The organism is Paraburkholderia strydomiana (assembly GCF_031456815.1).
GTDB lineage: Bacteria > Pseudomonadota > Gammaproteobacteria > Burkholderiales > Burkholderiaceae > Paraburkholderia > Paraburkholderia caledonica.
Genome location: NZ_JAVDVL010000005.1, coordinates 404,866 through 429,931 on the forward strand (window position 1 = coordinate 404,866; position 25,066 = coordinate 429,931).

Genomic DNA, 25,066 nt, shown 5'->3' on the forward strand with positions numbered 1-25,066 from the left:
CATGAACCTGACGATCATCGGTAGTGGCTACGTAGGCCTCGTAACGGGCGCATGTCTGGCCGACATCGGCCACGACGTCTTCTGTCTCGACGTCGATCAGCGCAAGATCGACGTGCTCAACAACGGCGGCGTGCCGATCCATGAACCGGGTCTGCAGGAGATCATCGCGCGCAATCGCAAGGCGGGCCGCCTCACGTTCTCGACCGATGTCGAAGCGGCGGTCGCGCACGGCGACATCCAGTTCATCGCGGTCGGCACGCCGTCCGACGAAGACGGCTCCGCCGATCTGCAGTACGTACTCGCGGCCGCGCGCAATATCGGCCGCCATATGACCGGTTTCAAGGTGATCGTCGACAAGTCGACGGTGCCGGTCGGCACGGCGTCGCGCGTGCGCGACGCGATCGCGCAAGAGCTCGAGACGCGTGGACTGAGTCACATGTTCTCGGTCGTATCGAACCCCGAGTTCCTGAAGGAAGGCGCGGCGGTCGAAGACTTCACGCGGCCCGACCGCATCGTGCTGGGTTGCGATGAGGACGTGCCCGGCGAGAAGGCGCGCGAACTGATGAAGCGCCTCTATGCGCCGTTCAACCGCAACCGCGAACGCACGCTCTACATGGACGTGCGCTCGGCGGAATTCACCAAATACGCGGCGAACGCGATGCTCGCCACGCGGATCTCGTACATGAACGAACTCGCGAATCTGGCCGATCGTGTGGGCGCCGATATCGAGGCCGTGCGTCGCGGCATCGGCTCCGACCCGCGCATCGGCTACGACTTCCTGTATGCGGGCTGCGGCTACGGCGGCTCCTGCTTTCCGAAAGACGTGCAGGCGTTGATCCGCACGGCCGCCGACCACAACGCCAACCTGCGCATTCTCGAAGCGGTGGAAGCCGTCAACGATACGCAGAAGAAGGTGCTTGCGCAGAAGATCGTCGCGCGCCTCGGCGAGGATCTGTCGGACCGCACGTTCGCCGTGTGGGGTCTCGCGTTCAAGCCCAATACCGACGACATGCGCGAAGCGCCCAGCCGTCCGCTGATCGCCGAACTGCTGCGCCGCGGCGCGCGCGTGAAAGCGTATGACCCGGTCGCAATCGACGAATCGAAGCGCGTATTCGCGCTGGATCTGAAGAACGTGCCGCAGCAGCACGCACGCCTCCATTTCGCCAACGAAGAGATGGAAGCTGCCGACGGCGCCGATGCGCTCGTGATCCTCACCGAGTGGAAGGTCTTCAAGAGCCCGGACTTCGACGCGCTGAAAACGATCCTGAAGACGCCGCTCATTTTCGACGGCCGCAACCTGTATGAACCGGACACGCTACTCGAACTCGGCATCGAGTATCACGCAATTGGCCGTCAGCATGCGTTGCGCAATGCGCCTGCGAGAGTCGGCGCAAACGGCCTGCCGCTCACGCCGGCGGACGCGCTCGCGGCAGTGGAGGCGGGCCACTAGGCCGGTTGGCAGGCCGCTCGCTGCTGTATCGCCGCGCATCTTCACGGAGCCCCGACATGTTCGCCAATGTTCTGATCGTCTGTCACGCCAACGTGTGCCGTTCGCCCGCCGCCGAAATGCTGTTCAAGGCACGGCAGGCCGCGCGCTCGCATGCGTCGGCGGGGGCGATCGCGTTTCATTCGGCGGGCGTGCGGGCGATGAACGGTCACGGCATGGACCCGGTCATGCGGCGGCTGCTTGCCGAGCGCGGCGTTGCGTCCGACGCGCATTATTCGCGCCGTCTTGACCGGCAGCTCGTGCGGTCCGCCGACCTCGTGCTCGTGAGCGAGCGCGCGCAGGCAAGCGAAGTCGAAGCCCTCGATCCGGCTTCGCGCGGCAAGGTCTTCCCGCTCGGCAAGTGGGAAGACATGCCCGATGTCGCCGATCCGCACGGCGGCGAGGAATCCGCTTACAGGGAGAGTCTCGTGCTCATCGAACACCTGGTCATGGGATGGCTGAAAAAAATATGCTGATGAAAACACACGCTGCACACGCTACACGCGCATTCGCGAACCGCAACGCTAACTTCAAAGCGAACCTCAGAGCGAACCTCAGAGCCAGGTTCGCCGCCACGCTGCTGCTGACGTCCTTTCTGTCGGCCTGCGCCACCGCACCGGGCAATTATCTCGACACGTCGCGTCTGGAAGACGACGGCCAGCACGAGAGCCAGCCCGCGGAAACCTATCCGGTCCATGTGATCGACGCTACCGTCGTCGCTGCGCAAGCGCAGGCCGAAGCCAGCATGCCGCCGCGCCCGCTGCCTACGTCGACCTTCAGCGATCCGTCGCAATACGTCTACCGGCTTTCGCCGCAGGACATTCTCGGCATCACCGTGTGGGATCACCCTGAACTGACCACGCCGCAGGGCAGCACGCTGTCGGCGGGCGGCACCAGCACGCAGACCATCGCCGGCGCGTTGCAGCAGCCGTACACGGCCGCGCTGCCGGGCCAGGCCGATCCGTACGGCCAGACCATCGCCGCCGACGGCACCATCTATTTCCCGTTCGTCGGCCGCATCCGGGCTGCGGGCAAAACCGTCGGCGAACTGCGCGATCAGCTCGCGACCGGACTCGTGCGCTATATCCGCAATCCACAGGTCGACGTGCGCGTGCTGTCGTACCGCGGCCAGAAAGTGCAGGTCACGGGCGAGGTGAAGACGCCGGGCCCGCTCGCGGTGAGCGACGTGCCGCTCACGCTGGTCGATGCGCTGACGCGCTCGGGCGGCACGACTGCCGACGCCGATATCCAGCGCGTGCGCCTCACGCGCAACAACAAGCTCTATGTGCTCGACGCGAACCGCATGCTGGATGCGGGCGACACCACGCAGAACGTGATGCTGCAAAACGGCGACGTGATCAACGTGCCGGACCGCAGCAACAGCCGCATCTTCGTGATGGGCGAGGTGAAGACGCCGATCCAGTTGCCGATGCTCAAGGGCCGTCTGACGATTGCCGACGCGCTCACGCAAGCGGGCGGCATTCTCGACACGGACGCCAATCCGCGCCAGATCTTCGTTATGCGAGGCATGCGCGAGCATCCGACCACACCGGACGTGTACCGCCTCGATATGACGCAGCCCGACGCGATCATGCTGTCCGCGCAGTTCCAGTTGCAGCCGATGGACGTCGTATATGTGGGCACCGCCGCATCGACCACGTTCAACCGTGTGTTGCAGCAGGTGTTGCCGAGCGTGCAGACGCTGTTCTACCTGAAGCAGCTCACACGCTAGGCGCGTGAGTCGCCAGGGGTCCCGCGCCGCGCCATCGTCCGGTGGCCGCAGCGCGGGACTGGGGCAAACGCGGCTAGCACCCGCGAAACAACAGATAAGCCAACGCCGAAGCAGATGCACGCAAGCAACCGCAAAAGCAACCGCAGAAGCAACCGATACGGGATCGAATCGTGAGCAATCAAATCTCTCCACACATGACCGGACCGCTCAGGACCGAAGAAGAGGACGTCGTTCTCGGGCAACTGGTGCAAGTGATCCTCGACGACATCTGGTGGCTGATCGCAATCGCCGCGGCGGTCGTCGCGATTGCCGGTGCGTACTGTGTGCTCGCCAAGCCGATCTATTCGGCCGATGCGCACGTACGCGTCGAGCAGGCCGACAACACGTCGCAGGCGCTCACGCAGACGCAGACCGGGGCCGCGATCACGAGCGGCTCGACCTCGCTGCCGACAGACGCCGAGATCGAGATCATCAAAAGCCGCGGCGTCGTCGGTCCTGTGGTCGAGCAGATGAAGCTGAACTTCAGCGTCACGCCGAAGACGCTGCCGCTTCTCGGCAGCATTGCCGCCCGCATGGCGACGTCAGGCCAGCCGGCGCGGCCATGGCTCGGCCTGTCGTCGTATGCGTGGGGCGGTGAGGTGGCCGACATCGATTCGATCGACGTGCTGCCCGCACTCGAAGGTCAGAAGCTCACCATGAAGGCGCTGGGCGGTGACCGTTACGAACTGCATGCGGAAAACGGCGCGCTCTTGCTGCGCGGACAAGTCGGGCAGCAGGCGCAGGGCGGCGGCGTGACGATGCTGGTGAACAAGCTGATCGCGCGTCCGGGCGAGGAATTCACCGTGGTCCGCGCGAACGATCTCGACGCGATCAGCGCGTTCCAGTCCGCAATCAGCGTGCAGGAGCAGGGCAAGCAAACCGGCGTGATCCAGATTTCGCTGGAGGACAAGAACCCCGTGCATGCCGCGCTCGTCGCCAATGCGCTCGCGCAGTCATATGTGCGCCAGCATGTTTCCAACAAGCAGGCCGACGCGAGCAAGATGCTCGACTTCCTGAAGAGCGAGGAGCCGCGCCTGAAGTCGGACCTGGAGCGCGCCGAAGCCGCGTTGACCGCGTATCAGCGCCAGTCCGGCTCGATCAATGCGAGCGAAGAAGCGAAGGTGTATCTCGAAGGTAGCGTGCAGTACGAGCAGCAGATCGCCGGCTTGCGTCTGCAGATGGCGCAGCTCATCGAGCGTTACGGCGACGACCATCCGATGCTCAAGGCGGCGCGCGAGCAAATGGCCGAGTTGCAGGCGCAGCGCGCGAAATACGCTGACCGCTTTCGCGATCTGCCGGCTACGGAAGTGAAAGCCGTGCAGTTGCAGCGCGACGCGAAAGTGGCGGAAGACATCTACGTGCTGCTGCTCAATCGCGTGCAGGAACTGTCGGTCCAGAAGGCCGGCACGGGCGGCAACGTGCATATCGTCGACGCCGCGCTGCGCCCCGGCGCGCCGGTCAAGCCGAAGAAGGCGCTGATCCTGTCGGCGGCGACGATCCTCGGGCTGATCGCGGGCACCGGCTTCGTGTTCCTGCGCCGCAATATGTTCAAGGGCATCGACGACCCGGAGCACATCGAGCGCGCATTCCATCTCCCGGTGTTCGGGCTCGTGCCGATGAGCGCCGAGCAGACGCTGCTCGAAAACGGCTTCCAGCGCGGCGGCGAGCGCCTGCGCTCGGTGCTCGCCAACGCGCGGCCGAAGGACGTCACGGTCGAGAGCTTGCGCAGCCTGCGCACGTCGATGCAATTCACGATGATGGACGCGAAGAACCGCATCGTCATGCTCACGGGCCCGATGGCCGGCGTCGGCAAGAGCTTCCTCACGGTCAACCTGGCGGTGCTGCTCGCGCATTCGGGCAAGCGCGTGCTGATGATCGACGGCGACATGCGCCGCGGCGTCCTCGAACGCTTCCTGGGCGGCACGCAGGACAACGGGCTGTCGGAACTGCTGAGCGGCCAGATTTCGCTGGAGGAGGCGATCCGCGCGTCGGAGATCGAGAACCTGAGCTTCATTTCGTGCGGGCGCCGTCCGCCCAATCCGTCCGAGCTGCTGATGTCGCCGCGTCTGCCGCAATACCTCGACGGTCTCGCGAAACGCTACGACGTGATCCTGGTCGACACGCCGCCGGTGCTCGCGGTGACCGACGCGTCGATCATTGGCGCGTATGCCGGTTCGACCTTCTTCGTGATGCGTTCGGGCATGCACAGCGAGGGCGAGATTACCGACGCGTTGAAGCGTCTGCGGGCAGCGGGCGTGCACGTGCAGGGCGGCATCTTCAACGGCATGCCGGCGCGGGCTCGCGGCGGCTACGACCGCAGCTATGCGGCCGTCCAGGAATATCTGAGCACCTGATCGGGCAGGAGTACACCGACGATGAATCACACAGGACATCGCAACAAGGACATCGCAATGAAAGTGACGGTACTGGTTCCGACTTACCGCCGCCCGGCCGACCTCGCGCGCTGCCTCGCGGCGCTGCAACGGCAGTCGCGCGCGCCCGATGAAGTCGTGGTGGTGGCGCGCGCCGACGACGAGGCGACCCATATGTGTCTGCGCGATCCGGCGGTGACCGGCATGCTGCCGCTCTCGGTCGCGCTCGTCGAAGCACCCGGCCAGGTCGCGGCGCTCAATCGCGGACTCGACGCGGCCAACGGCGACGTAATCGCGATCACCGACGACGACGCCGCGCCTCATCCCGACTGGGTGCAGCGCATTGCAGCCGCATTCGAAAGCGACGCCCGGCTCGGCGCGCTCGGCGGGCGCGACTGGGTGCACGAAAAAGGCCGCGTGCTGGACGGCGAGCGGCCACTGGTCGGCAAGGTCACGGCGCACGGCAAGATCATCGGCAACCATCACCTCGGCGTGGGCAGCGCGCGCGAAGTCGACATTCTGAAGGGCGCCAACATGAGCTACCGGCGCGACGCGGTGCGCAACATCCGCTTCGACGCACGGCTGCGCGGCGCGGGCGCGCAGGTTCACAACGACATGGCGTTCAGCCTCGCGGTGAAGAACGCCGGCTGGAAGCTGATGTACGACCCGCGCGTCGCGGTCGATCATTTCCCCGCCGAACGTTTCGACGACGACCGTCGCGATGCGCAAACCATGGCCGCGTTGCGCAATGCCGCGTTCAATTTCCATCTGATCCTGCGCGACCAGTTGCCGCCGTTGCGCCGCGAAACCGCGTGGTGGTGGTGGACGCTCGTCGGAACACGCGTCTATCCGGGTCTCACGCATGCGGCGCTCGCGCTCGTGTCGAGACAGGCACGCCTGAAGCTCTCGCGCTGGCGCGCGGTGCGAACCGGCGCGCACGAAGCCCGGCGCGCGCTGTCGCGCACCGCCTGAGCGGGGCGGCCAATGCAACGGGCGCGAGCAGCACGCAGCGCCTCACACGCTGCAGCATCGGCAAAGGGAGTGTCTGCATGAGTACGAAGGTCCACGTTCATCTGTTTTACGGCGCCGATCCGCGTTTCTATCGACCGGGCGACAACATCGGTTGCCTGTACGGCTATCACCACGCCGAATCGGACGCGTTCGCGCTGACCTATTCACAGGACGCTCGCGAAGGCAAGCCGATGCGGCTCGTTCGACGCGCGCTGAAGGCAGTGCTTGGCTTCGACTTCATCCATACGTGGCGCAATCGCGCGGAAATGTTGCGCTCCGATGTGATCTGGACGCACACCGAACAGGAATGGCTGTCAGCCGCGTTGATGCTCCTTCTGAGCGGCCGCAAGGCCGGCGCGGACTCCTCGCCGCTTCTGCTCGCGCAAAGCGTGTGGCTGCTGGACAAATGGCCTTCGTACGGAATCGTGCGTAAGTGGCTGTATCGCAAGCTGATGACGCGCGCCGATCAGCTGACCACGCTCGCGAGCGAAAACGCTGCGCTATGCAAGCGCTATTTCAATCGCGACGCGAAGCCGCTTCTCTACGGTCTGAACACGCGCGACTTTCCGGTTAAGGCGCCGATCGAATGGAAGCCGCATTCGCCGATCCGCATTGCCGCGATCGGCAACGACCGCGACCGCGACTGGGATACGCTCATCAGGGCATTCGGCAACGACGCGCGCTACACGGTGAAGCTCGCCACGCGCCGTCGCATTCCCGCGTCGCTGCGCGCGCCTAATGTGGAAATCGCGCTGTTCTCGGGCATCAGAAAACAGCACGAACTGTATGACTGGGCCGATGTGATCGTCGTGCCGTTGCGGCCGAACACGCACGCGTCGGGTATTACCGTGATGCTGGAGGCGGCGGCGGTCGGCAAGCCGATGGTCGTGACCGACGTCGGCGCCTTGCAGGATTATTTCCCGGCCGGCGAGGCCGCGTACATTCCGCCATTCAATCCGTCTGCGTTGCGCGATGCGGTTGACCGGCTCGCCGCCGCGCCCGTGGAAGCATTGCGCCAGGCGCAGGCAGCGGCTGCCGGCCTGCTGTCGCGCGATCTGACCACGCAGCACTACGCGATGCAGCATGTGCGGATCACGCAGGAAATGCTGCGCGTTCGCGGCGCCGCGGCACGCGGCCGCGCGGCGCCTTCTGCCGACGCGGACAAGGCGGTGGGTGCTCATGGTCAACGCAGCACGGCGCAAGAATCGCGCGGGGGCCTCTAAGCGATGTCGACGCTTCCGCGAGCCGACCTTTCGCCCACACCCGGCATGCCGGGCAGCGTAGGTGCGTCGCGCACCGCGGCGCGCAAACGTCGCGAGTGGCTGCCCGCAGCCATGCTGTGGCTCGTCACGGCCGTACTGATCGTCGCGCGTCAGGGCACGGTGCTCACGCTCGCGTTTCCCGTCCTCGCAATCGCGACGGGCCTGTGGCTCTACTTCAAGAGCCCGGCGCGCTATATCGGCTTCATGTGGTGGTTATGGTTCCTGAGCCCTGAAGTGCGCCGCCTCGCCGACTGGTCCAAAGGCTCGTTCACGCCGACGAGCCTGATCCAGGTCGCGCCGCTCGCCGTCACGATGATCAGCGCGTTGTCGCTCGTACGCTACTACAGGCTGCTAGGACAACGGCGCGGACTTCCGGTGCTGCTGATTCTGCTCGGACTCGTCTACGCCTATCTTGTCGGCGTAGTGTCGAGCGGCCCGCTCGCGGCCACCTACGACCTTGCGAACTGGCTGTATCCGATTCTGATCGGCTTTCACATCATGGCGAACACGCGCCAGTATCCGCAGTACCGCGACACCATCGTGAACACGTTCATCTGGGGCATGCTCGTGATGGGCGGCTACGGGTTGATCCAGTTTTTCATCATGCCGCAGTGGGACGCACTGTGGATGCTCGGTTCGCAGATGAACTCGCAAGGCGACCCTGTGCCGATGGGCGTGCGCGTATTCAGCACGATGAATTCGTCGGGGCCGTTCGCGTTCGCGATGATGGGCGCGATGGTGTACGTGATGGCGGCCACGCATCGCGTGCGCTGGGTCGCCGCGGCGCTCGGTTTCTTTTCGTTCGCGTTGAGCCTCGTGCGCTCCACATGGGGCGGCTGGATCATCGCGCTTTTGATCCAGCTGATCAAGTCCAACAACAAGGTGCGGGTGCGCATCGTCGCGAGCGCGGTATTGCTCGCGGGACTGTGCGTGCCGCTCCTCGCGGTCGGTCCGGTGGCCGAGCGGATGCAGGCGCGCTTGTCCACCATCGTCAATCTGAACGACGACCAGAGCTACGCGGCTCGCAACGAGTTCTATGCGACCTTCGCGAAAACCGCCTTTACCGATGTCTCCGGCGAAGGCATGGGCGCGACCGGCACCTCGACCAAGCTCTCGAACGACGGCGGCCAGCTCGGCCAGTACGGCAACTTCGACAGCGGCGTGATGAACATCCCGTTCGTGCTCGGCTGGCCCGGCACGCTGCTTTACATGTCCGGCATCGTGTGGCTATTGACGCGCGCCGTACTTGCGTCGTTCAGGCTGCGCAACGATAAGTACGTGTCCGCATGTCTGAGCCTGTGCCTCGCGACTTTCGCGATGCTGGTGTTCACCAATTCGCTGGTCGGCACTGGCGGGCTGCTGCTTTTCATGAGCGTTTTTTCGATTCTTTCCGCGGTGCATTACGAAAAAATCAACCGCGCCGGTACGTTATTCCGCACGCAACTTTTCCAAGGAGGCACTGATTGAGAGTCGCCATTGTCACGCACGTTGTGCGCCATAACGACGGCCAGGGGCGCGTCAACCACGAGATCGCGCGCGCGGCGCTCGACGAGAATATCGGCGTCACGCTGATTGCCTCGCACGTCGCGCCCGATCTGCTCGTTCATCCGACTGTCCGCTGGGTGCCGATGAAAATCGGCCGCTGGTGGCCGACCAATCTGCTGCGCCAGCAGGTGTTCGCGTTCAAGAGTGCGATGTGGCTGCGCTCCCATCGCCGCGAATACGACGTGCTCCATGTGAACGGCTTCATCACATGGATGCCCGCCGACGTCAACACGTCGCACTTCGTGCACAGCGGGTGGCTCGGCAGCAAGTACTACCCGTTCGGTCTCACGAAGGGCGCGTGGTCCGCGTATCAGTCGGTATATACGCGCTGCAATGCGTTGCTCGAGCGCTGGGCCTACCGGCGCTCGAAGGTCATCACGGCGGTCTCGCAAAAAGTCGCCGATGAAATCCGCGCGATCGGCCTCACGCCGGATAACCGTGTGGACGTGATCTACAACGGCGTCGATACGCAAGGCTTTGCTGCAGCCACCGGCGATCGCGCGAAGTTCGGCTTGCCGCAAGACGCATTCTTGCTGCTGTTCGTCGGCGATCTGCGTACGCCGCGCAAGAACCTCGGCACGGTGCTGGCCGCGCTCAAGCATTTGCCCGAACACGTGCATATCGCGGTCGCGGGTTTTCTGCCGGGCAGTCCGTATCCGGACGAAGCGAAGGCGCTCGGCATCGCGCATCGCGTGCATTTTCTCGGGCTTGTCAAAGAGATGCCGGTGCTGATGCATTCGGTCGACGCATTCGTGTTTCCGTCGCGTTATGAGGCCATGAGCCTGTCGCTGCTCGAAGCGATGGCGGCCGGCCTGCCGGTCGTGACCGCGCGCACCGCGGGCGGCGCTGAAATCATCACGCCCGAATGCGGGATCGTGCTCGACGATCCGGACGATCCGAAGGCGCTCGCAGGGGCGGTCGCACGCCTCGCCGCCGATGACGACGCGCGTCGCAAGATGGGCGTCGCCGCCAACGAACTCGCGACCGGTTTCGGCTGGGCGCGCATGGCCGCGCAATATATCGCGCTGTATCGGCAGATCGAGGGGCAGCAGAAGAATCGCCGGCGCAAGGAAGCCGAGGCGGCGGTGGTCGCGAAGACCGACGCGCTCACGCTGAACACGCTGGCCGGACACAAGCGCGTTGAATGACGCTACGCGCTAGCGTTCAACACTACTCACCGGATACAAGAAAGCTCAAAAGGCAACGACAATGACGACAAGCTCAATCAAATCGCTGCAGATCGGCATGCACTGGTTCCCGGAGCGCGCGGGCGGCCTCGACCGCATGTATTACTCGCTGGTCGGCGCGCTGCCGGGCGCGGGCGTCGCGGTGCGCGGCGTCGTAGCAGGCTCGCCGAAGGTTGCTGCCGACACAGGCGGTGCGATCAACGGTTTCGGCTCCGCAGGCCAGTCGCTGCCTTTGCGGCTGATGGCCGCGCGCCGCGCGCTGCGCCAGGAAATCAGTACGTCGCGTCCCGACGTGATCTCGTCGCACTTCGCGCTCTATACGTTTCCGGGCCTCGACGTGACGCGCGGCATTCCGCAGGTCTCGCATTTTCAGGGACCGTGGGCCGACGAAAGCCATGTTGAAGGCGCGGATTCGCTCGGTCAGCGCGCGAAGCGTTATCTCGAACAATCGGTCTATACGCGCTCGTCGCGCCTTATCGTGTTGTCGGAGGCGTTCGGCAAGATTCTGACTTCGCGTTATCGCATCTCGCCGGAGCGTGTGCGTGTGGTGCCGGGCTGCGTCGACGTCGAACAATTCAATCTGCCCATCACGCCCGCCGAGGCGCGTCTGAAACTGCAATTGCCGCAGGACAGACCGATCGTGCTCGCGGTGCGGCGTCTCGTGCGGCGCATGGGTCTCGAAGATCTGATCGATGCGATCAGGCTGCTCAAGCCGAGCCACCCCGATGTGCTGCTCCTGATTGCGGGCAAGGGGCGTCTCGCGGATGAATTGCAAGCGCGCATCGACGAGGCCGGCTTGCAGGACAACGTGAAGCTTCTCGGCTTCGTGCCGGATCAGCATCTGGCGGCGCTGTATCGCGCGGCGAATATCAGCGTGGTGCCGACAGTCGCGCTCGAAGGCTTCGGCCTCATCACGGTCGAATCGCTCGCGTCGGGCACGCCGGTGCTGGTTACGCCGGTTGGCGGCTTGCCCGAGGCGGTTGCGGGGCTGTCGCCCGATCTGGTGCTGCCGGAGACCGGCGCAAAGGCGATCGCGGCGGGACTTGCCGGCGCGCTAAGCGGCTCGCTGAAGTTGCCCGATGCCGATGCGTGCCGACGCTATGCGCGTGAAAACTTCGATAACTCGGTGATCGCGAAACGGGTGGCGTCGGTGTACAGCGAGGCTATTGCGTCGGGCGAGGTCCATTGATCGAGCGTTGAAATGTGCGGGACGAAATAAAGAAGGCGCCGGCTCCTGTAGAAGAGAGCCGGCGCCTTTTTCATATGCATGCTATTGTGCGGCCGCCACTGCATCGCCCCAATGCGGGCGTGCGGGGCGGTTGCTGAGGGTCGCTGATTAAAACGTCTCGTGTTGCTGATTGCGCCCAATGTCCGCATGAACCATCATATGGCACAGTTGTTCGAGCGTGGTCTGCGCCTGCCAGCCGAGTTTCTCGCGCGCCTTGTCCGCGCAGCCGATCAGCAGATCGACTTCAGCCGGCCGGTAGAACTTCGGATTCACGCGCACGAGCGTCTTGCCAGTCGCCACGTCGATGCCCGTTTCGCGCTCTTCCTTGCCTGACCACTCGATCTGATAGTCCGCTGCGGCGAACGCCATGCGCACGAAGTCGCGAACCGTTTCAGTGCGGCCGGTCGCGAGCACGAAGGTGTCCGGCTCGTCGGCTTGCAGCATGCGCCACATGCCTTCCACATATTCGAGCGCGAAACCCCAGTCGCGTTTCGCGCCAAGGTTGCCGAGTTCCAGCACATCCTGCTTGCCGAGCTTGATCTTTGCGACCGTGTCGGTGATCTTGCGCGTCACGAATTCGCGGCCACGCAGCGGCGATTCGTGATTGAACAGAATGCCGCTGCTCGCAAAGAGACCATACGACTCGCGATAGTTGATCGTCGACCAATGCGCGAACAGTTTCGCGACGCCATAGGGGCTGCGCGGATAGAAGGGCGTGTCCTCGCGTTGCGGCACCGCCTGCACGAGCCCGAACATTTCCGATGTCGATGCCTGGTAGTAGCGCATCTTCGGGTTGAGAATGCGGATGCCTTCGAGCAGATTCAGCGCGCCGATGCCGGTTACCTCGGCGGTCGTCACCGGCTGGTCGAACGATACGCCCACGAAACTCTGCGCGGCGAGGTTATACAACTCGTCGGCCTGCGCGCCTTCGAGCAGACGCAGCGTCGAGCCGAGGTCGGTCAGATCGTGTTCGACGAGACGCAGATTCGGATGGTCGAGCACGCCCAACTCGCGCATGCGCCAGAAATTCACGGAACTCGTGCGCCGATAGGTGCCGGTGACCTGATAGCCCTTGTCGAGCAGCAATCGGGTCAGGTAGGCGCCGTCTTGTCCCGACACACCGGTGATGATCGCTTTGCGTGGTTGGCTCATAGCTTGCCTTCAATATTGGTAAAAGAAAAAAGAGCACCTCAGAGCGTGCCATCGAGAAGCCGCCGCACCAGCGGTTCGACGACCTGAAAATCCTGCTCGGCCTTGAGCCTGTACAAGCCCGGCTTCGGATGCGCGCCGTCGGACATCAACGTCTTCCAGTCCGGCAGACTGCTGATGTACGCGAACTGGTCGACGAGCGGCACATGCTGTTCGTCGGCTACGCGACGCGTCATCGCGACCATCGAGGCGAGCCGCGCATTGAGCCGGTTATCGGGCATCGGATTCGATGTCTCCAGCACCGGCTCCTTGCCGAGCGCGCGAGCGGTTTTGACGAGCGCGGTTTGCGCCGTGTAGAACTGCTCGGGCGTCTGGTTCTGCATCACTTCGTTGATGCCGTAGTTGATCAACACGATTCGCGCGGGCGACGCAGCGAGCCGCTCGCGCCATGGCAAACCGGCGGTCGGCCCGGCGCGCCGATTACCCGTGCCGTCGAGCAATTGCATGGCCATCGTGCCGCCCACGCCGTAGTTGGCTACGCGCACGCGGTCGCCGTGATGCGTCTGCAATTCGTCCTGCAGATAAGCCACGGCGTTCTGCGCTTGCGGCGCGCAATGGCCTTCGCTGCATGAAATACCGAGCGTCGTGGAATCGCCGTATGCGTCGATCACGACCTGCGTGTGCGCTTGCATCCGCTCCACTTGAGTGGCTTGAGCACTCGCGCCCGGCGAACACAGAGACAGTCCGGCAAGCGACGCACATATCGCGGCGGCTCGAAGCCGTGCGGGGCATCTCATGCGCGGCTTTGCGGTACTTGCGGCGCAGCGCTCGCCACGCCCGCACTGGTGCCCGCCGTCGCATGCGAGTTGCCGCGAGGACCGAAAATCAGGCGCTTCTCAAATCCGAACCAGGTGAGACTTGCATATGCAATCGTGATAACGAGCGCGAGCGCGGCGCTCACATAGCGGTTCATCTGCAGCGGCCAGAGCGCATACAGCACGCTCAGATGAATCAGATAGATCGTGTAGCTGATCGTGCCGATATACATGAGCACCGGATTGCACAGCAGCCGTTTGACGATGCCCTTGCTTTGCAGAGCGATGACCACGACGGATGTGCAAAGCACCAACGAAATGCTGTAGAGCCCCGCATTGGACAGCGGTGTATTCGCCGCGCGAAAACGCGGAAAGTGCAGATGCAGCCAGGCGAGCGCGGCGAGGGCAGCGATCACGCCCAGCACCGCAACCCCCTTGAGCGGTTCGAGTGCGTGACGATCGCGCCGCACGGCGACGGCGAGCAGCGCGCCGGCCGCGAGCAGATCCATGCGAAAGGGCGTCAGGTAATAGATCGGCCAGAACGAATCGAACCATGGCGTGGCCACTGCGCGAAGCACCGGCACGAGCAGGACCAGCGCGGCGGCCACCCACGCGAGCGCACGCTCGGGCACGAACAGAATCACGAACGGCCAGACGATATAAAACTGCTCTTCGACTGCAAGCGACCACAACACATTCAGGCTGTCGTGTCCGCTCTGATTCAGCGCATCGCCAATGTTCGTTGCGAAGAATGCGTACCACTGCCAGTGCTGCGCCCAGCCGAAGCCGAACAGGATCGAGGAGACCGCCATCAGCAGCAGATACGGCGGCAGAATGCGCCGCGCACGGCGTGCGTAGAAGTAGCCGAAGTACGACTGCTCACGTGCCTTGCGTTCGAGCAGGATGCCGGTAATCAGAAAGCCGCTCAAAACAAAGAACAGATCGACGCCCATCCACAGCGGCGCTTTCAACGCGTGCTGCGCGAACACCGCGAGCACGGCGATCGCGCGCAAGCCGTCGAGCTGCACGATGCGGCGTGAATGGGAAGGCGCTGAGGGCATTGCGCTAACAGTCATGAACCGTCCATGGTGTGGAAGCCGAAGAGTCGCAAGGATCCGCGAGGAGCCGCGAGCCGTGCCAGAAAGCCAGTCGCGCCCGCTGCGGCCGCGACGTCAGTGCATTTGATTCTAGGCAAAAGAAAATCGTGAAAAAACGGGAATGAAATGGATAAATGAACCAGATTGAAACAGGTTGTTTCGTTATGCATTTGCGCGACGTTTCCATGCTTGTGTCGCGCTCATGACGCCGGGTGAAAATCGCGTGATGAAGTGACCGTCCGCACTGCCTGGCCAAGCGAAAAGACGAACAGCAGCGGTCCGCGCATGCCTCATTCGCACGCTGCACGGACATATTTTCTTCTAATGCATTTTTAAAATGATTTCTTTCGCATCGTTTTAAAGTGTCGAATATTTTTGAATTATTTTCGATTTTCGTCGCGGAGTTTTTTACGCGTAATGTGAGCCTTGCGCATTGGGCGTCCTGGGACTGCGCGTGCGCCGCGCACCGCGTTAGTTCGATGTGGCGTACTGCAGCGTGACGCGGCCTGCATCTTCGAAGCGGAAGAGCGCGTGCGTGTGCTGACGCCGCGCGCGACAGCAAGCTTCGCGCTGCGCCTTCATCTTTCACTGAGTCGTCTATGTGCCGATAGCCGCGCGCGTTCATGAATGGCGCTTGCCATCACTCCTGCAACGCTGTTGCCAATGGCGCTCGCGTTAGCACGCTCGCCTGGTCGCGTACCCGGATCACAGTTCTGTTAAAGCATCGGTTTGCATCGACTGGAGGACATACCTTGCCCCGTTTCACGTTCAAAAGCTGGCTCGCGGTATTTGCGTGCGCTGTCGGACTGGCTGCTGCATCGGCCACTTCGACGGTTCGCGCGGAAACTGCGTTGAACGCGAAGACGTCATGGATCGGCAACACGTTTGGTTTCGGTGACGGCACGTGGGCACAGATCAACATCACGGCGATCGCGGTCGCGCCCGACGGCAAGGTCTATACGAATGCGCCATGGGACGAAAGCGGCGCAGAAGCGAGCGTCTATCAGAACGGCAAAATGCTCGGCTTCGCGGGCGGAACGCATGGATGGGGCAACAGCGGCGGCAACGCGATCGCGATCAACCGCAAGTACGCATTTGTTGCTATTGCAGTCGGCAACGAAAAAGGCCGGCTGGTCGAACAGGGCGTGTGGCCGGTAAAAGGCAAGCAGTGGTTCGGCATCTCGCGCCGGCAGATCGCCGATCCAAAGCGTGCCGCGCCGTTTCAGCCCGCGGCGAAAGCCGCTGACCCGCATGCGCAACTCGCCGCCGGCTTTCTGATGATGAACGAAGTGCCGACGGGCACGAGCGCCGAGATCGGCGGACTCGCGGCTAGCGACACTACGCTCTATGCGGCCAACACGGCGCGAGACCGCATCGAGGTGTACGACGCCGAGTCGATGCAGCAGAAGGCCACGTGGAGCGTGCACGAGCCTGGCCGGATCGCGCTTGCGCCGGACGGCACGCTGTGGGCGCTGAGCGGTACGCGCAACGATCGTGCGCCGCATGTCGAGCATTACACGCCGGGCGGCAAGCGGATCGACGAGACGTTCGAACTGCCCGCCGATACGCTCGCCGTCGATATTGCCGTCGATGCGAAAGGCCGCATTCTGATCGCCGACAACGGTCCGCGACAGCAGGTGCTGTTCTTCAGCAAGAGCAATGGCCAATACGCGCAGTCGGGCTCACTGGGCGAGCGCGGCGGAATTTTTAGCGGCGTCGCGGGAAGACCGGGTCCCCGACGTTTCAACGGATTAACAGGCGTAGGCGTGGATGCAAGCGGAAACGTCTATGTATCGACCAACGGCATCGGCCCGCGTTATGAGCCGATCGGCGCGGGCCTCGGCGCGACCCTTGAAAGCTACGCGTCTGACGGCAAACAGAACTGGCTCGTGCAGGGACTGCTTTTCGTCGATGGTGCATGGGTCGATCCGTCGCGGCCAGACAGCGTGTACACCGGTAACAAGCGTTTCGAGCTCGACTTGTCGAAGCCTGCGGGGCAAGACTGGAAATATGTCGGATTCCTTTCTAATCGCTTCAAATACCCGGACGATCCGGTCTTTCACACCGATCAATATCCGGGCTTGCCGATCGCCCGCAAGCTGAAGGGCCACACCTTTCTATACCTGACCGACATGTATGCGGACCATCTGAAGATCTATCGCTTCGATCCGCAACGCGATGGCGAAACGGCGATTCCGTCCGGCTTTATCGCGGGCCGCGAGCGCGCGGTCGCCAAGGTACCGAACGCGCCGCCGGGCGGCGACTGGATCTGGCGCGACGCGAACGGCGACGGCAAATTCAATAGCGACGAATTCGCCCCGAACACGAGCGGCACGAAGCTCGCGGGCGGTTGGGGCTGGTGGGTGGATAGCGCGGGCGACATCTGGCGAACGCGTGACACCAAGGGCATTTATCGCTTTCGCTTCGGCGGTCTGGATGCCAAGGGCAACCCCATCTACTCGTATTCGGACCTCACGCAGTACCCGGTGCCGCAACCGTTCACCGAACTGCATCGCGCGATCTACGAGCCCGACACCGACACGATGTACGTGAGCGGCTATACGCCCGACACGCCGGTCGATCGCGGCTTCTGGAAGGAAGTGGGCCGCGTGCTGGTGCGCTACGACAAATGGTCGAGCGGCAAGCCGGTGCAGCGCTATTCGATCGCGCTGCCGTGGCAGACACAGAGCAAGCCCATCGCGACGATCATCGGCCTGACGGTCGAGGGGCAATACATCTTCGGCGTCGAACCGGTGGGCGCGGTGCATGTGTGGGACAAGGACAGCGGCCGTGAACTCGGCGTAATCCGGCCCGGCCCCGAAGTGGGCCGGGCGTCCGGCTGGGTCGACGTACCCAACGGCATCAGCGCGGCGAAGCGAGCCGAGGGCGAGTACCTCGTATTCGTCGAGGAAGACGCCCGCGGCAAGGTGCTGATGTACCGCTGGAAACCTTGACGACGCGTCGGCAACACCACGCATGACGAAAAAAACAGGCAATCGTAGTCGAACCCAGGGCATCCGATGGACAAAGGCATTCTCAAGAACGTAGCGATCAATTTCTTCGGACTCGTGCTGCCGACTTTCGTCTCGCTCGTCACCGTGCCGTCGTATATCAGGCTGCTCGGCGTCGAGCGCTACGGCGTAATCAGCCTCGTGTGGACGCTGATCGGCTACTTCGGGATTCTCGATCTGGGCATGAGCATGGCCGCGCAGAATCACATTTCGAAAGCGCGCGCGTCGGGCAACAAGGACGAAAGCGCGCGCGTGTTCTGGAGTGCGACATGGCTCAATCTCGCGACGGGCGTGATCGGCGGGTTGATCATCTATTTCGGTGCGTTCCTCTACACCGCGTATTTCACGAAGGTGTCGCCGGAACTGCAGCACGAGGTGTATATGGCGCTACCGTGGCTCGCGGTGGCGATTCCGATTGCGAACGTGTCGTGGGTGTTCGCCGGCGCGATCAACGGCGCCGAACGCTTCGGCATCTACAACACGAATCAGACCATTGGCACGTTCCTGTTTCAGTTGCTGCCGCTCGGCGCGGCGCTCTGGCTCGGTGCGAGCTTGCAGAACGTGCTGGCCGCCGCCGTGTTTGCACGCATTCTCGCTGCGATCCTGCTTGGCCGGTCTGCGCTAAAAGTGCTTGAAATACGCAGTGTTCTGCCGCCGCAGCTTGGTGTGGCCAAGGGGCTTTTCAACTTTGGCGGCTGGATGCTGATTGCGAGCGTCACCAACATGATCGCCGAATCGCTCGACCGCGTGATGCTCGGCACGAGCCTCGGTGCGCGCTTCGTCACGTATTACACGGTGCCGCAAAACCTCGTGACGCGCTTGAACATCGTGCCCACCGCCATGGTGCGCACGCTCTTTCCACGGCTTTCCGCTGTGGGCCGCGCGGACGCCGACACTATCACGCAGCAGTCGCTCGAGTTTCTCAACGGCGTGTTCACGCCGGTCGCATTGATCGCGATGCTGGTGCTCGAACCGTTCCTGCACCTTTGGGTCGGCAACGAAATTGCAAGCGTCGCGGCGCCCGTGGGACGCATCATGATCGTTGCGGTCTGGCTCGTGGGCCAGGCGAACGTGACGCGCATCCTGATCCAGTCGCAGGTTAATCCGGCCACGGCCGCGCGCGTCGGTCTGTTCGAATTGCCCTTGTTTGCAGGGGCGTTGTGGTTCGGCATCACGCACTTCGGATTGACTGGCGCGGCGATCGCGGTGGCGGGCCGCGCGCTGTTCGATTACGCAGTGCTGTTGCGGCTCTCGGCGATCCGCGCGCGGCTAATCGCGCTCGACATGCTTGCTCATCTCGCTTTCCTGCTGGCCAGCCTCTGGCTTTCCAGCTTCCTGCCGGGCCTCGCCATGGCGATCGTCGCCGGCCTGTTGATGGTGGGCGCGAATATCGCCTGGTCCATCACGATGACACCCGCCTTGCGCGATCTAGCGCGTTCACTGCTGTTGCGACTGAATCCGAGGAAAAGCGCATGAACCACGAAGTCCTTGAAGAAGCCGTGCTGCAAGCTCCGACGCGCAGTGCGCTGGCCGAACTGACCACCGTTCCTACGGCTGACGCGCCGCCGCGGCGTGCCGCACTGCGCGGCGACAAAGCTGTGCGCGTTGCGATCGTGCACGACTGGCTCGTTACGTATGCGGGTGCGGAGAAGGTGCTCGAGCAGATCGTGGCGTGCTTTCCGGACGCGGACCTGTTCAGCCTCGTCGACTTTCTCGACGACCGCAGCTTTTTGCGCGGCAAGCCGGTGACCACATCGTTCATTCAGAAGCTCCCGCTCGCGCGCAGCAAGTACCGCACGTATCTGCCGTTGATGCCGCTCGCGATCGAGCAACTCGATGTATCCGCCTACGACGTGGTGATATCGAGCAGCCACGCGGTGGCCAAGGGCATTCTCACCGGTCCGGATCAGGTGCATATCAGCTACGTGCATTCGCCGATCCGCTATGCGTGGGACTTGCAGCACCAGTACCTGCAGCAGTCGAAACTGACGAGCGGGCCGAAGTCGGCAATGGCGCGGCTCATTTTGCATTACATCCGAAACTGGGACATCCGCACGTCGAACTCGGTGGACGGCTTTATTGCGAACTCCGATTTCATCGCGCGGCGCATTAAAAAGGTTTATCAGCGCGATGCGCAGGTGATCTTTCCGCCTGTCGACGTCGAAGCGTTCACGCTGTGCACGCAGAAGGAAGACTTCTATCTGACTGCCTCGCGGATGGTGCCGTACAAGAAAATCGACCTGATTGTCGAGGCGTTTGCGCGCATGCCCGAGAGAAAACTCGTCGTCATCGGCGACGGTCCCGACATGCAGAAGATCCGCGCGAAGGCGGGGCCCAATGTCGAGATCATGGGTTACCAGCCGTTCAAAGTGCTGAAGGACCGGATGAGCCGCGCCAAGGCTTTCGTCTTTGCTGCCGAGGAAGACTTCGGCATTTCGGTGGTCGAGGCGCAGGCGTGCGGGACGCCTGTCATCGCGTATGGCAAGGGCGGTGCGCTCGAAACGGTGCGCGATCTGTCGGAGCCGCGCCCGACCGGCATGTTCTTCGACGAGCAGAGCGCGGAGTCGATCATCGCCGCGGTCGAGCGTTTCGATGGACACGTGAAGCGTTTTTCGCCAACCGATTGCCGCGCGAATGCCGAGCGTTTTTCCGCAGCCAACTTCCGGGAACGCTTTTTCGCCCACGTGCGGGCTTCCGTGCCCGCGCTGCGCAACGCGACGCTGCCGCCGTATGTGCCGTATCACGCGGAGCCGGCCGCGAACGCGCCGCGTATTCTCGCTGTCGATCAAAGCGGCGTGCTAGGCGGCGCCGAGCTGTCGCTGCTCGAAATCGTCAAGGCGCTGCGCTCGCGCATGCAAGTGGTGCTGTTCGACGACGGCCCATTCCGTACCGCGCTCGATAAAGTGGGCGCCAGTGTCGAGGTGCTCGATGCGGGCGCGCTGCGCAACGTGCGTAAGCAGGGGGGCTCGTTGCCGAGGGGCCAGGCGCTGATGGGCCTGATGTCGCTCGTTCGCGCGACGGCCAAACGCGCGCGCAGCGCGCAGGTGATCTATGCGAACACGCAGCGCGCGATGGTGATCGGCGCGGTCGCCGGCAAGCTCGCGAGGCGGCCGGTGGTCTGGCATCTGCGCGACATCGTAAGTCCGGAGCATTTCGGGTCCAAGCAGCTCGCGATCATCAAATGGTGCGCACGCCTCGGCCTCACGCATGTGATCGCCAATTCGGCGGCGTCGGCGCGCGCGTTCGCCGACCTCACGCATTTCGACGACAAACGCATCGACGTGGTGTTCAACGGCATTTCGGCGGCACCGTTCGACGCATTGCGCAACGTGCCGCAAGCCACGCTGCGCGAGAAGCTGAACCTGCCGAAAGATGCCTTCCTGGTGGGTTCGTTCAGCCGCCTCGCGCGCTGGAAAGGGCAGCATGTACTGCTCCAGGCGCTGGTGCTCAATCCGCACATGCACGCGGTGCTGGTTGGCGCGCCGCTATTCGGCGAAGATCAGTACGAGATCGAATTGCGCGCGTTCGTCGCCGCGCACGATCTTGGCGGCCGCGTGCATTTTCTCGGCTTCCAGCACGATATTCCTGCCTGCATGTGCGCGGTGGATGCGGTGGTGCACACGTCCATCACGCCCGAGCCGTTCGGCCGGGTGATCGTAGAAGGCATGCTCGCGCAACGGCCGGTCGTGGCCGCGCGTGCGGGCGGGGTACTTGAAATTATCGACGACTACGAGAACGGCGTGCTGTGCACACCGGGCGATGCTCATGCACTGGCCGATGTGCTGGCAGAACTGCGCTCGAACGACGAACTGCGCGACAAGCTCGTCAAAAACGGCTACATGACGGCGCTGAACCGCTTTGGTACGTCCAGCTATGTCGAAAGTGTGGAGCGGATCCTGAGGCGTGTGGCGCAGCCGGGCAAGGCTGCCGGCGCATGATCTGCACGACCCGCACGATTTGCATGAAGCACAAAGGCGGTAAAGGGCGTGGCTTGATGAATCGCGCCCGAGACCGCCGCCGTGCGACAGACATCCAAGCCAGAGGCACTGTCGGGAACATCTGCTGAAGGAACGATTGACGCGGGGTAGGCAGGGACTTGGCCGGTTCCTGTCATTTGGCGCAACGGGGCGAACGTCACTGACATTCGCCCCGCTTTTTTTACGACTTCACGAACGCGCCTTTAGCGGACTTCGGCTTGAAACCGGCGGACCAGTTCATCGCCGGTAATTCGACCAGCCGGTAGAACACGTATGCGGCCGGCACGGCGACCAGCATATAGCCGAACGACGGCCAGATCGACATCTGCAACGAAGAGCGGTAGAGGACCGACGAAAGCAGCACGAAGATCGGCAGATGAATCAGATACAAAGAAAAACTGAAGTCGCCAAAGCGCGACAGAAGCCGCAAGCCCCAACCGTCGCGCTGGTTGGCGTTGCCGCGCTCCAGCGCCTTGTAAAGATAGAACGCGAAGCCGATTGCCCAGAGCTGGAACGCGCCGTATTGACCGTAGTGAAATGCGGCGCAACCAAGCGCGATGAATGCAGCGGCGAGCGCATAGAGCCACCGCGGCGAACCAGTCTGCGCGGAGGTGCGGGCTTTCGCGTCGGCAATCCATGCGCCGAGGGTCCACGAAAACCAGTACGACGTGAAGAACTGGATGTCATGCCGTTCGAGCACATACGCGGAAACGAGATTGACCACGCCGACGATTGCGAGCACGGAGGTCATGCCGATGCGTCGACGCAGCGCGAACAGCAACGGATAGATCGCGTAGAACTGCACTTCCAGCGAAAGAGTCCACAGCGCGCCGTTCGATCCATACGTCTTGCCGGCCACGCCTTGCAGCGAGAACAGATTGACGAGAAACGCCTGTACGCCGATCTCGCGAATCTTGTGACTAACAGGCGGTAATTGAAGACTGAACCAGTCGAGCGCGAGCGTCAGCAGCAACGCGGCGAGCAGCACCGGATAAATGCGCGTAAAGCGGCGCACCCAGAAATTGCCCGCGTCGAGCCGGTAAGCCGGGTTGTTAGCAAGGCGTAAGGCGCCGCTGCGGTGAATGCAGTAGCCGCTGATTACGAAAAAGATCGGCACGCCTGCCGATCCCCATGCAATAGGGAAAGTCAGATAAGCCGCAATTGTTTTCAAACTCAACGAATGTCCGGCATTCTGATGAAATGCCTGCATGCCGACCCATTCGATCTGACGGCAATGGAAATACGCGACGAGCAGCGCGGCAAAGCCTCGCATTGCGTCGATCACATGTTCTTTGCCGGCACTGTCGGCACGTGCGTCGCTTTGCACGCGCGGTGCGGCAGCCGTCACAGGTGGAGAGAGGGGCAGGGATGAGCCGGCGGCATCCAGTGCTGGGTCGCTCATGCGCGGTCCTTTTATTTGAAGTCATGCAATGCGGATCCGCGCGCGACCTCCGCACGCGGTGCATCACATGCTAGTTCACCGCGTCTATAAAAAAATGAATAAAAAATGACAGCCAATTCCTATTTTAGCGGCCTTTGTGACTAAATGTAATTGCACATAAGCAGATACGGACGATCAATTATTTATCGATTTTGTCGTGCTAATTTACAGCACGGATTCTCCTGATGAGAGGTGAAGTCATGAACCTGCATATGCTTGCCGGCATTGCCGTGCTACTGATCCTCGTCGCCGCTTCAGCTTATCGCGAGGCGCTGCGCAATGAGCCGATCCGCCGTTTCCGCATCAGTCCGGGCAAGCTGCCGCAACTCGACGAAAACGAGGAAGCACGCTAGTAAATGCCAACGCGCTTGCTAACGGAGTCCGCGCGGGGTCCTCTGGCGTGAGTAATTTTTTCGGAATCGTCCGCAGATAATTCGATTTCCGAAAGTAAATGTTTCCTGTGCCCGTGACAAATGGCGCAAATAGTTGTGAGTCGGGCGCATTAAGCATTATTTGTGAAATTCACGCGTGATCTAGCGCAGATTTTTTGTTAGCCTTTCTGGCGACGTCGAGGGCCCAAGCGGCCCGCGAACACCAATTTCTAACCGATCTGGGAATGCCTACCATGCTGAAAGTCACTAAAGCCGTGTTTCCCGTAGCGGGCCTCGGGACACGATTCCTGCCGGCTACCAAGGCAAGTCCAAAGGAAATGCTGCCTATCGTCGACAAGCCGCTGATTCAGTACGCGGTCGAAGAAGCGATTGCCGCCGGTATCACCGAAATGATCTTCGTGACGGGGCGCAGCAAGCGCGCGATTGAAGATCATTTCGACAAGTCGTATGAGATCGAAGCCGAACTCGAGGCACGCAACAAGCAGAAGCTGCTCGACCTCGTGCGCAGCATCAAACCCGCCAACGTCGACTGCTTTTATGTGCGCCAGGCCGAAGCACTCGGCCTGGGCCACGCGGTCTTGTGCGCCGAAAAGCTGGTGGGCGAAAGCCCGTTCGCGGTCATTCTCGCCGATGACCTGCTGCACAGCTCGAAGCCCGTCATGAGCCAGTTGGTCGATACGTTCAATCACTATCACAGTTCTGTGATCGGCGTCGAAACCATCGCGCGCGAAGACAGCCGCTCGTACGGTGTCGTGGACGGCCGCGAGTGGGAAGACAACGTGATCAAGCTGTCGGGTATCGTGGAAAAGCCGGCGCCGGACAATGCGCCGTCGAACCTCGGCGTGGTGGGCCGCTACGTGCTGATGCCGACCATCTTCAAGCATATTCGCGCGCTCAAGCCGGGTGCCGGCGGTGAACTGCAATTGACCGATGCAGTGCAGTCGCTGCTCACCGAGGAGCAGGTGCTCGCATATCGCTACTTCGGCACGCGTTTCGATTGCGGCAGCAAGCTCGGCTACCTGAAGGCGACGGTGGAGTTCGCGCTGCGCCATCCGGAGGTGAAAGAGGAATTCGAAGCGTATCTGCACGCATACATGCGCGCAAATGGACAGGCGAACCCGGAAAGCCTGGAGCCTCAGTACACGGCCGAAGCGGCTTGATCCAGGCCGGGACATCCTGATCGCGCGATTCGTGTAATTCGCGTGATCGGTGTCATCGGCGCATTAGCGCGAGGTTGCATCAGGCATCACGTCGAAGCATCACGCAGAAGCGCGCGAAACATCGCGCGCATTGAAAACGGGCGCCCCGAATCACGCGGGCGC

General features: G+C 62.7%; 18 protein-coding genes. 14 read left to right on the forward strand and 4 right to left on the reverse strand.

Translation table 11 applies throughout. From position 1 onward, the window contains the following. Position 1: 1 nt before the first annotated feature. The 9 genes from J2W46_RS16930 (at position 2) to J2W46_RS16970 (ending at position 11,823) form a co-directional block, all read left to right on the forward strand. Positions 2 to 1,450 (forward strand): UDP-glucose dehydrogenase family protein, encoded by a 1,449-nt coding sequence (locus J2W46_RS16930; protein WP_310355134.1) that lies wholly within the window; start codon positions 2 to 4, stop codon positions 1,448 to 1,450. A 56-nt stretch (positions 1,451 to 1,506) separates the two neighbouring features. Continuing rightward, a complete protein-coding gene (locus J2W46_RS16935; RefSeq protein WP_087754706.1) occupies positions 1,507 to 1,962 on the forward strand; it encodes an arsenate reductase/protein-tyrosine-phosphatase family protein in 456 nt (151 codons plus the stop codon). Next, complete coding sequence (locus tag J2W46_RS16940) at positions 1,956 to 3,218, forward strand: polysaccharide biosynthesis/export family protein (protein ID WP_310355247.1); 1,263 nt, start codon at positions 1,956 to 1,958, stop codon at positions 3,216 to 3,218. The genes J2W46_RS16935 and J2W46_RS16940 overlap by 7 nt, the downstream gene beginning before the upstream one ends. Before the next feature lie 194 nt (positions 3,219 to 3,412). Further along, complete coding sequence (locus J2W46_RS16945; RefSeq protein ID WP_310355248.1) at positions 3,413 to 5,611, forward strand: polysaccharide biosynthesis tyrosine autokinase; 2,199 nt, start codon at positions 3,413 to 3,415, stop codon at positions 5,609 to 5,611. Between the two features lie 57 nt (positions 5,612 to 5,668). Then, a complete protein-coding gene (locus J2W46_RS16950; RefSeq protein WP_310355250.1) occupies positions 5,669 to 6,601 on the forward strand; it encodes a glycosyltransferase family 2 protein in 933 nt (310 codons plus the stop codon). A gap of 77 nt (positions 6,602 to 6,678) precedes the next feature. Continuing rightward, a complete protein-coding gene (locus J2W46_RS16955) occupies positions 6,679 to 7,863 on the forward strand; it encodes a glycosyltransferase (RefSeq protein ID WP_310355136.1) in 1,185 nt (394 codons plus the stop codon). A 3-nt stretch (positions 7,864 to 7,866) separates the two neighbouring features. Then, positions 7,867 to 9,369, forward strand: coding sequence for a glucose-6-phosphate isomerase (locus tag J2W46_RS16960; RefSeq protein ID WP_374726837.1), 1,503 nt, complete (start codon positions 7,867 to 7,869; stop codon positions 9,367 to 9,369). Continuing rightward, positions 9,366 to 10,595, forward strand: coding sequence for a glycosyltransferase family 4 protein (locus J2W46_RS16965; RefSeq protein ID WP_310355138.1), 1,230 nt, complete (start codon positions 9,366 to 9,368; stop codon positions 10,593 to 10,595). The genes J2W46_RS16960 and J2W46_RS16965 overlap by 4 nt, the downstream gene beginning before the upstream one ends. Positions 10,596 to 10,656: 61 nt before the next feature. Further along, positions 10,657 to 11,823, forward strand: coding sequence for a glycosyltransferase family 4 protein (locus J2W46_RS16970; protein ID WP_027778327.1), 1,167 nt, complete (start codon positions 10,657 to 10,659; stop codon positions 11,821 to 11,823). Between the two features lie 147 nt (positions 11,824 to 11,970). Here J2W46_RS16970 and gmd read toward each other — a convergent pair whose 3' ends face one another. The 3 genes from gmd to J2W46_RS16985 all read right to left on the reverse strand — a co-directional run bounded on the left by gmd (position 11,971) and on the right by J2W46_RS16985 (position 14,902). Next, on the reverse strand, positions 11,971 to 13,014 hold the full coding sequence (gmd, locus tag J2W46_RS16975) for a GDP-mannose 4,6-dehydratase (RefSeq protein ID WP_027778326.1): 1,044 nt from the start codon (positions 13,012 to 13,014) through the stop codon (positions 11,971 to 11,973). A 38-nt stretch (positions 13,015 to 13,052) separates the two neighbouring features. Next, complete coding sequence (locus J2W46_RS16980) at positions 13,053 to 13,703, reverse strand: SGNH/GDSL hydrolase family protein (RefSeq protein WP_227471219.1); 651 nt, start codon at positions 13,701 to 13,703, stop codon at positions 13,053 to 13,055. Positions 13,704 to 13,804: 101 nt separating this feature from the next. After that, positions 13,805 to 14,902, reverse strand: coding sequence for an acyltransferase family protein (locus J2W46_RS16985; RefSeq protein WP_310355142.1), 1,098 nt, complete (start codon positions 14,900 to 14,902; stop codon positions 13,805 to 13,807). A 773-nt stretch (positions 14,903 to 15,675) separates the two neighbouring features. Here J2W46_RS16985 and J2W46_RS16990 point away from each other — a divergent pair. From J2W46_RS16990 to J2W46_RS17000, 3 genes are all read left to right on the forward strand, one after another. Beyond that, positions 15,676 to 17,877, forward strand: coding sequence for an NHL repeat-containing protein (locus tag J2W46_RS16990; protein ID WP_310355144.1), 2,202 nt, complete (start codon positions 15,676 to 15,678; stop codon positions 17,875 to 17,877). Positions 17,878 to 17,943: 66 nt separating this feature from the next. Beyond that, entirely contained in the window at positions 17,944 to 19,410 is a 1,467-nt protein-coding gene (locus J2W46_RS16995) for a flippase (protein WP_310355146.1), read from the forward strand. Continuing rightward, positions 19,407 to 21,872, forward strand: coding sequence for a glycosyltransferase family 4 protein (locus J2W46_RS17000; RefSeq protein ID WP_310355148.1), 2,466 nt, complete (start codon positions 19,407 to 19,409; stop codon positions 21,870 to 21,872). The genes J2W46_RS16995 and J2W46_RS17000 overlap by 4 nt, the downstream gene beginning before the upstream one ends. Before the next feature lie 220 nt (positions 21,873 to 22,092). Here J2W46_RS17000 and J2W46_RS17005 read toward each other — a convergent pair whose 3' ends face one another. Then, on the reverse strand, positions 22,093 to 23,313 hold the full coding sequence (locus J2W46_RS17005) for an acyltransferase family protein (RefSeq protein ID WP_310355149.1): 1,221 nt from the start codon (positions 23,311 to 23,313) through the stop codon (positions 22,093 to 22,095). 239 nt (positions 23,314 to 23,552) lie between these two features. Here J2W46_RS17005 and J2W46_RS17010 point away from each other — a divergent pair, with 239 nt between their 5' ends. Next, complete coding sequence (locus J2W46_RS17010; protein WP_310355151.1) at positions 23,553 to 23,705, forward strand: hypothetical protein; 153 nt, start codon at positions 23,553 to 23,555, stop codon at positions 23,703 to 23,705. Positions 23,706 to 23,977: 272 nt separating this feature from the next. After that, a complete protein-coding gene (galU, locus tag J2W46_RS17015; protein WP_084690031.1) occupies positions 23,978 to 24,904 on the forward strand; it encodes a UTP--glucose-1-phosphate uridylyltransferase GalU in 927 nt (308 codons plus the stop codon). The last annotated feature ends 162 nt before the right edge of the window (positions 24,905 to 25,066 follow it).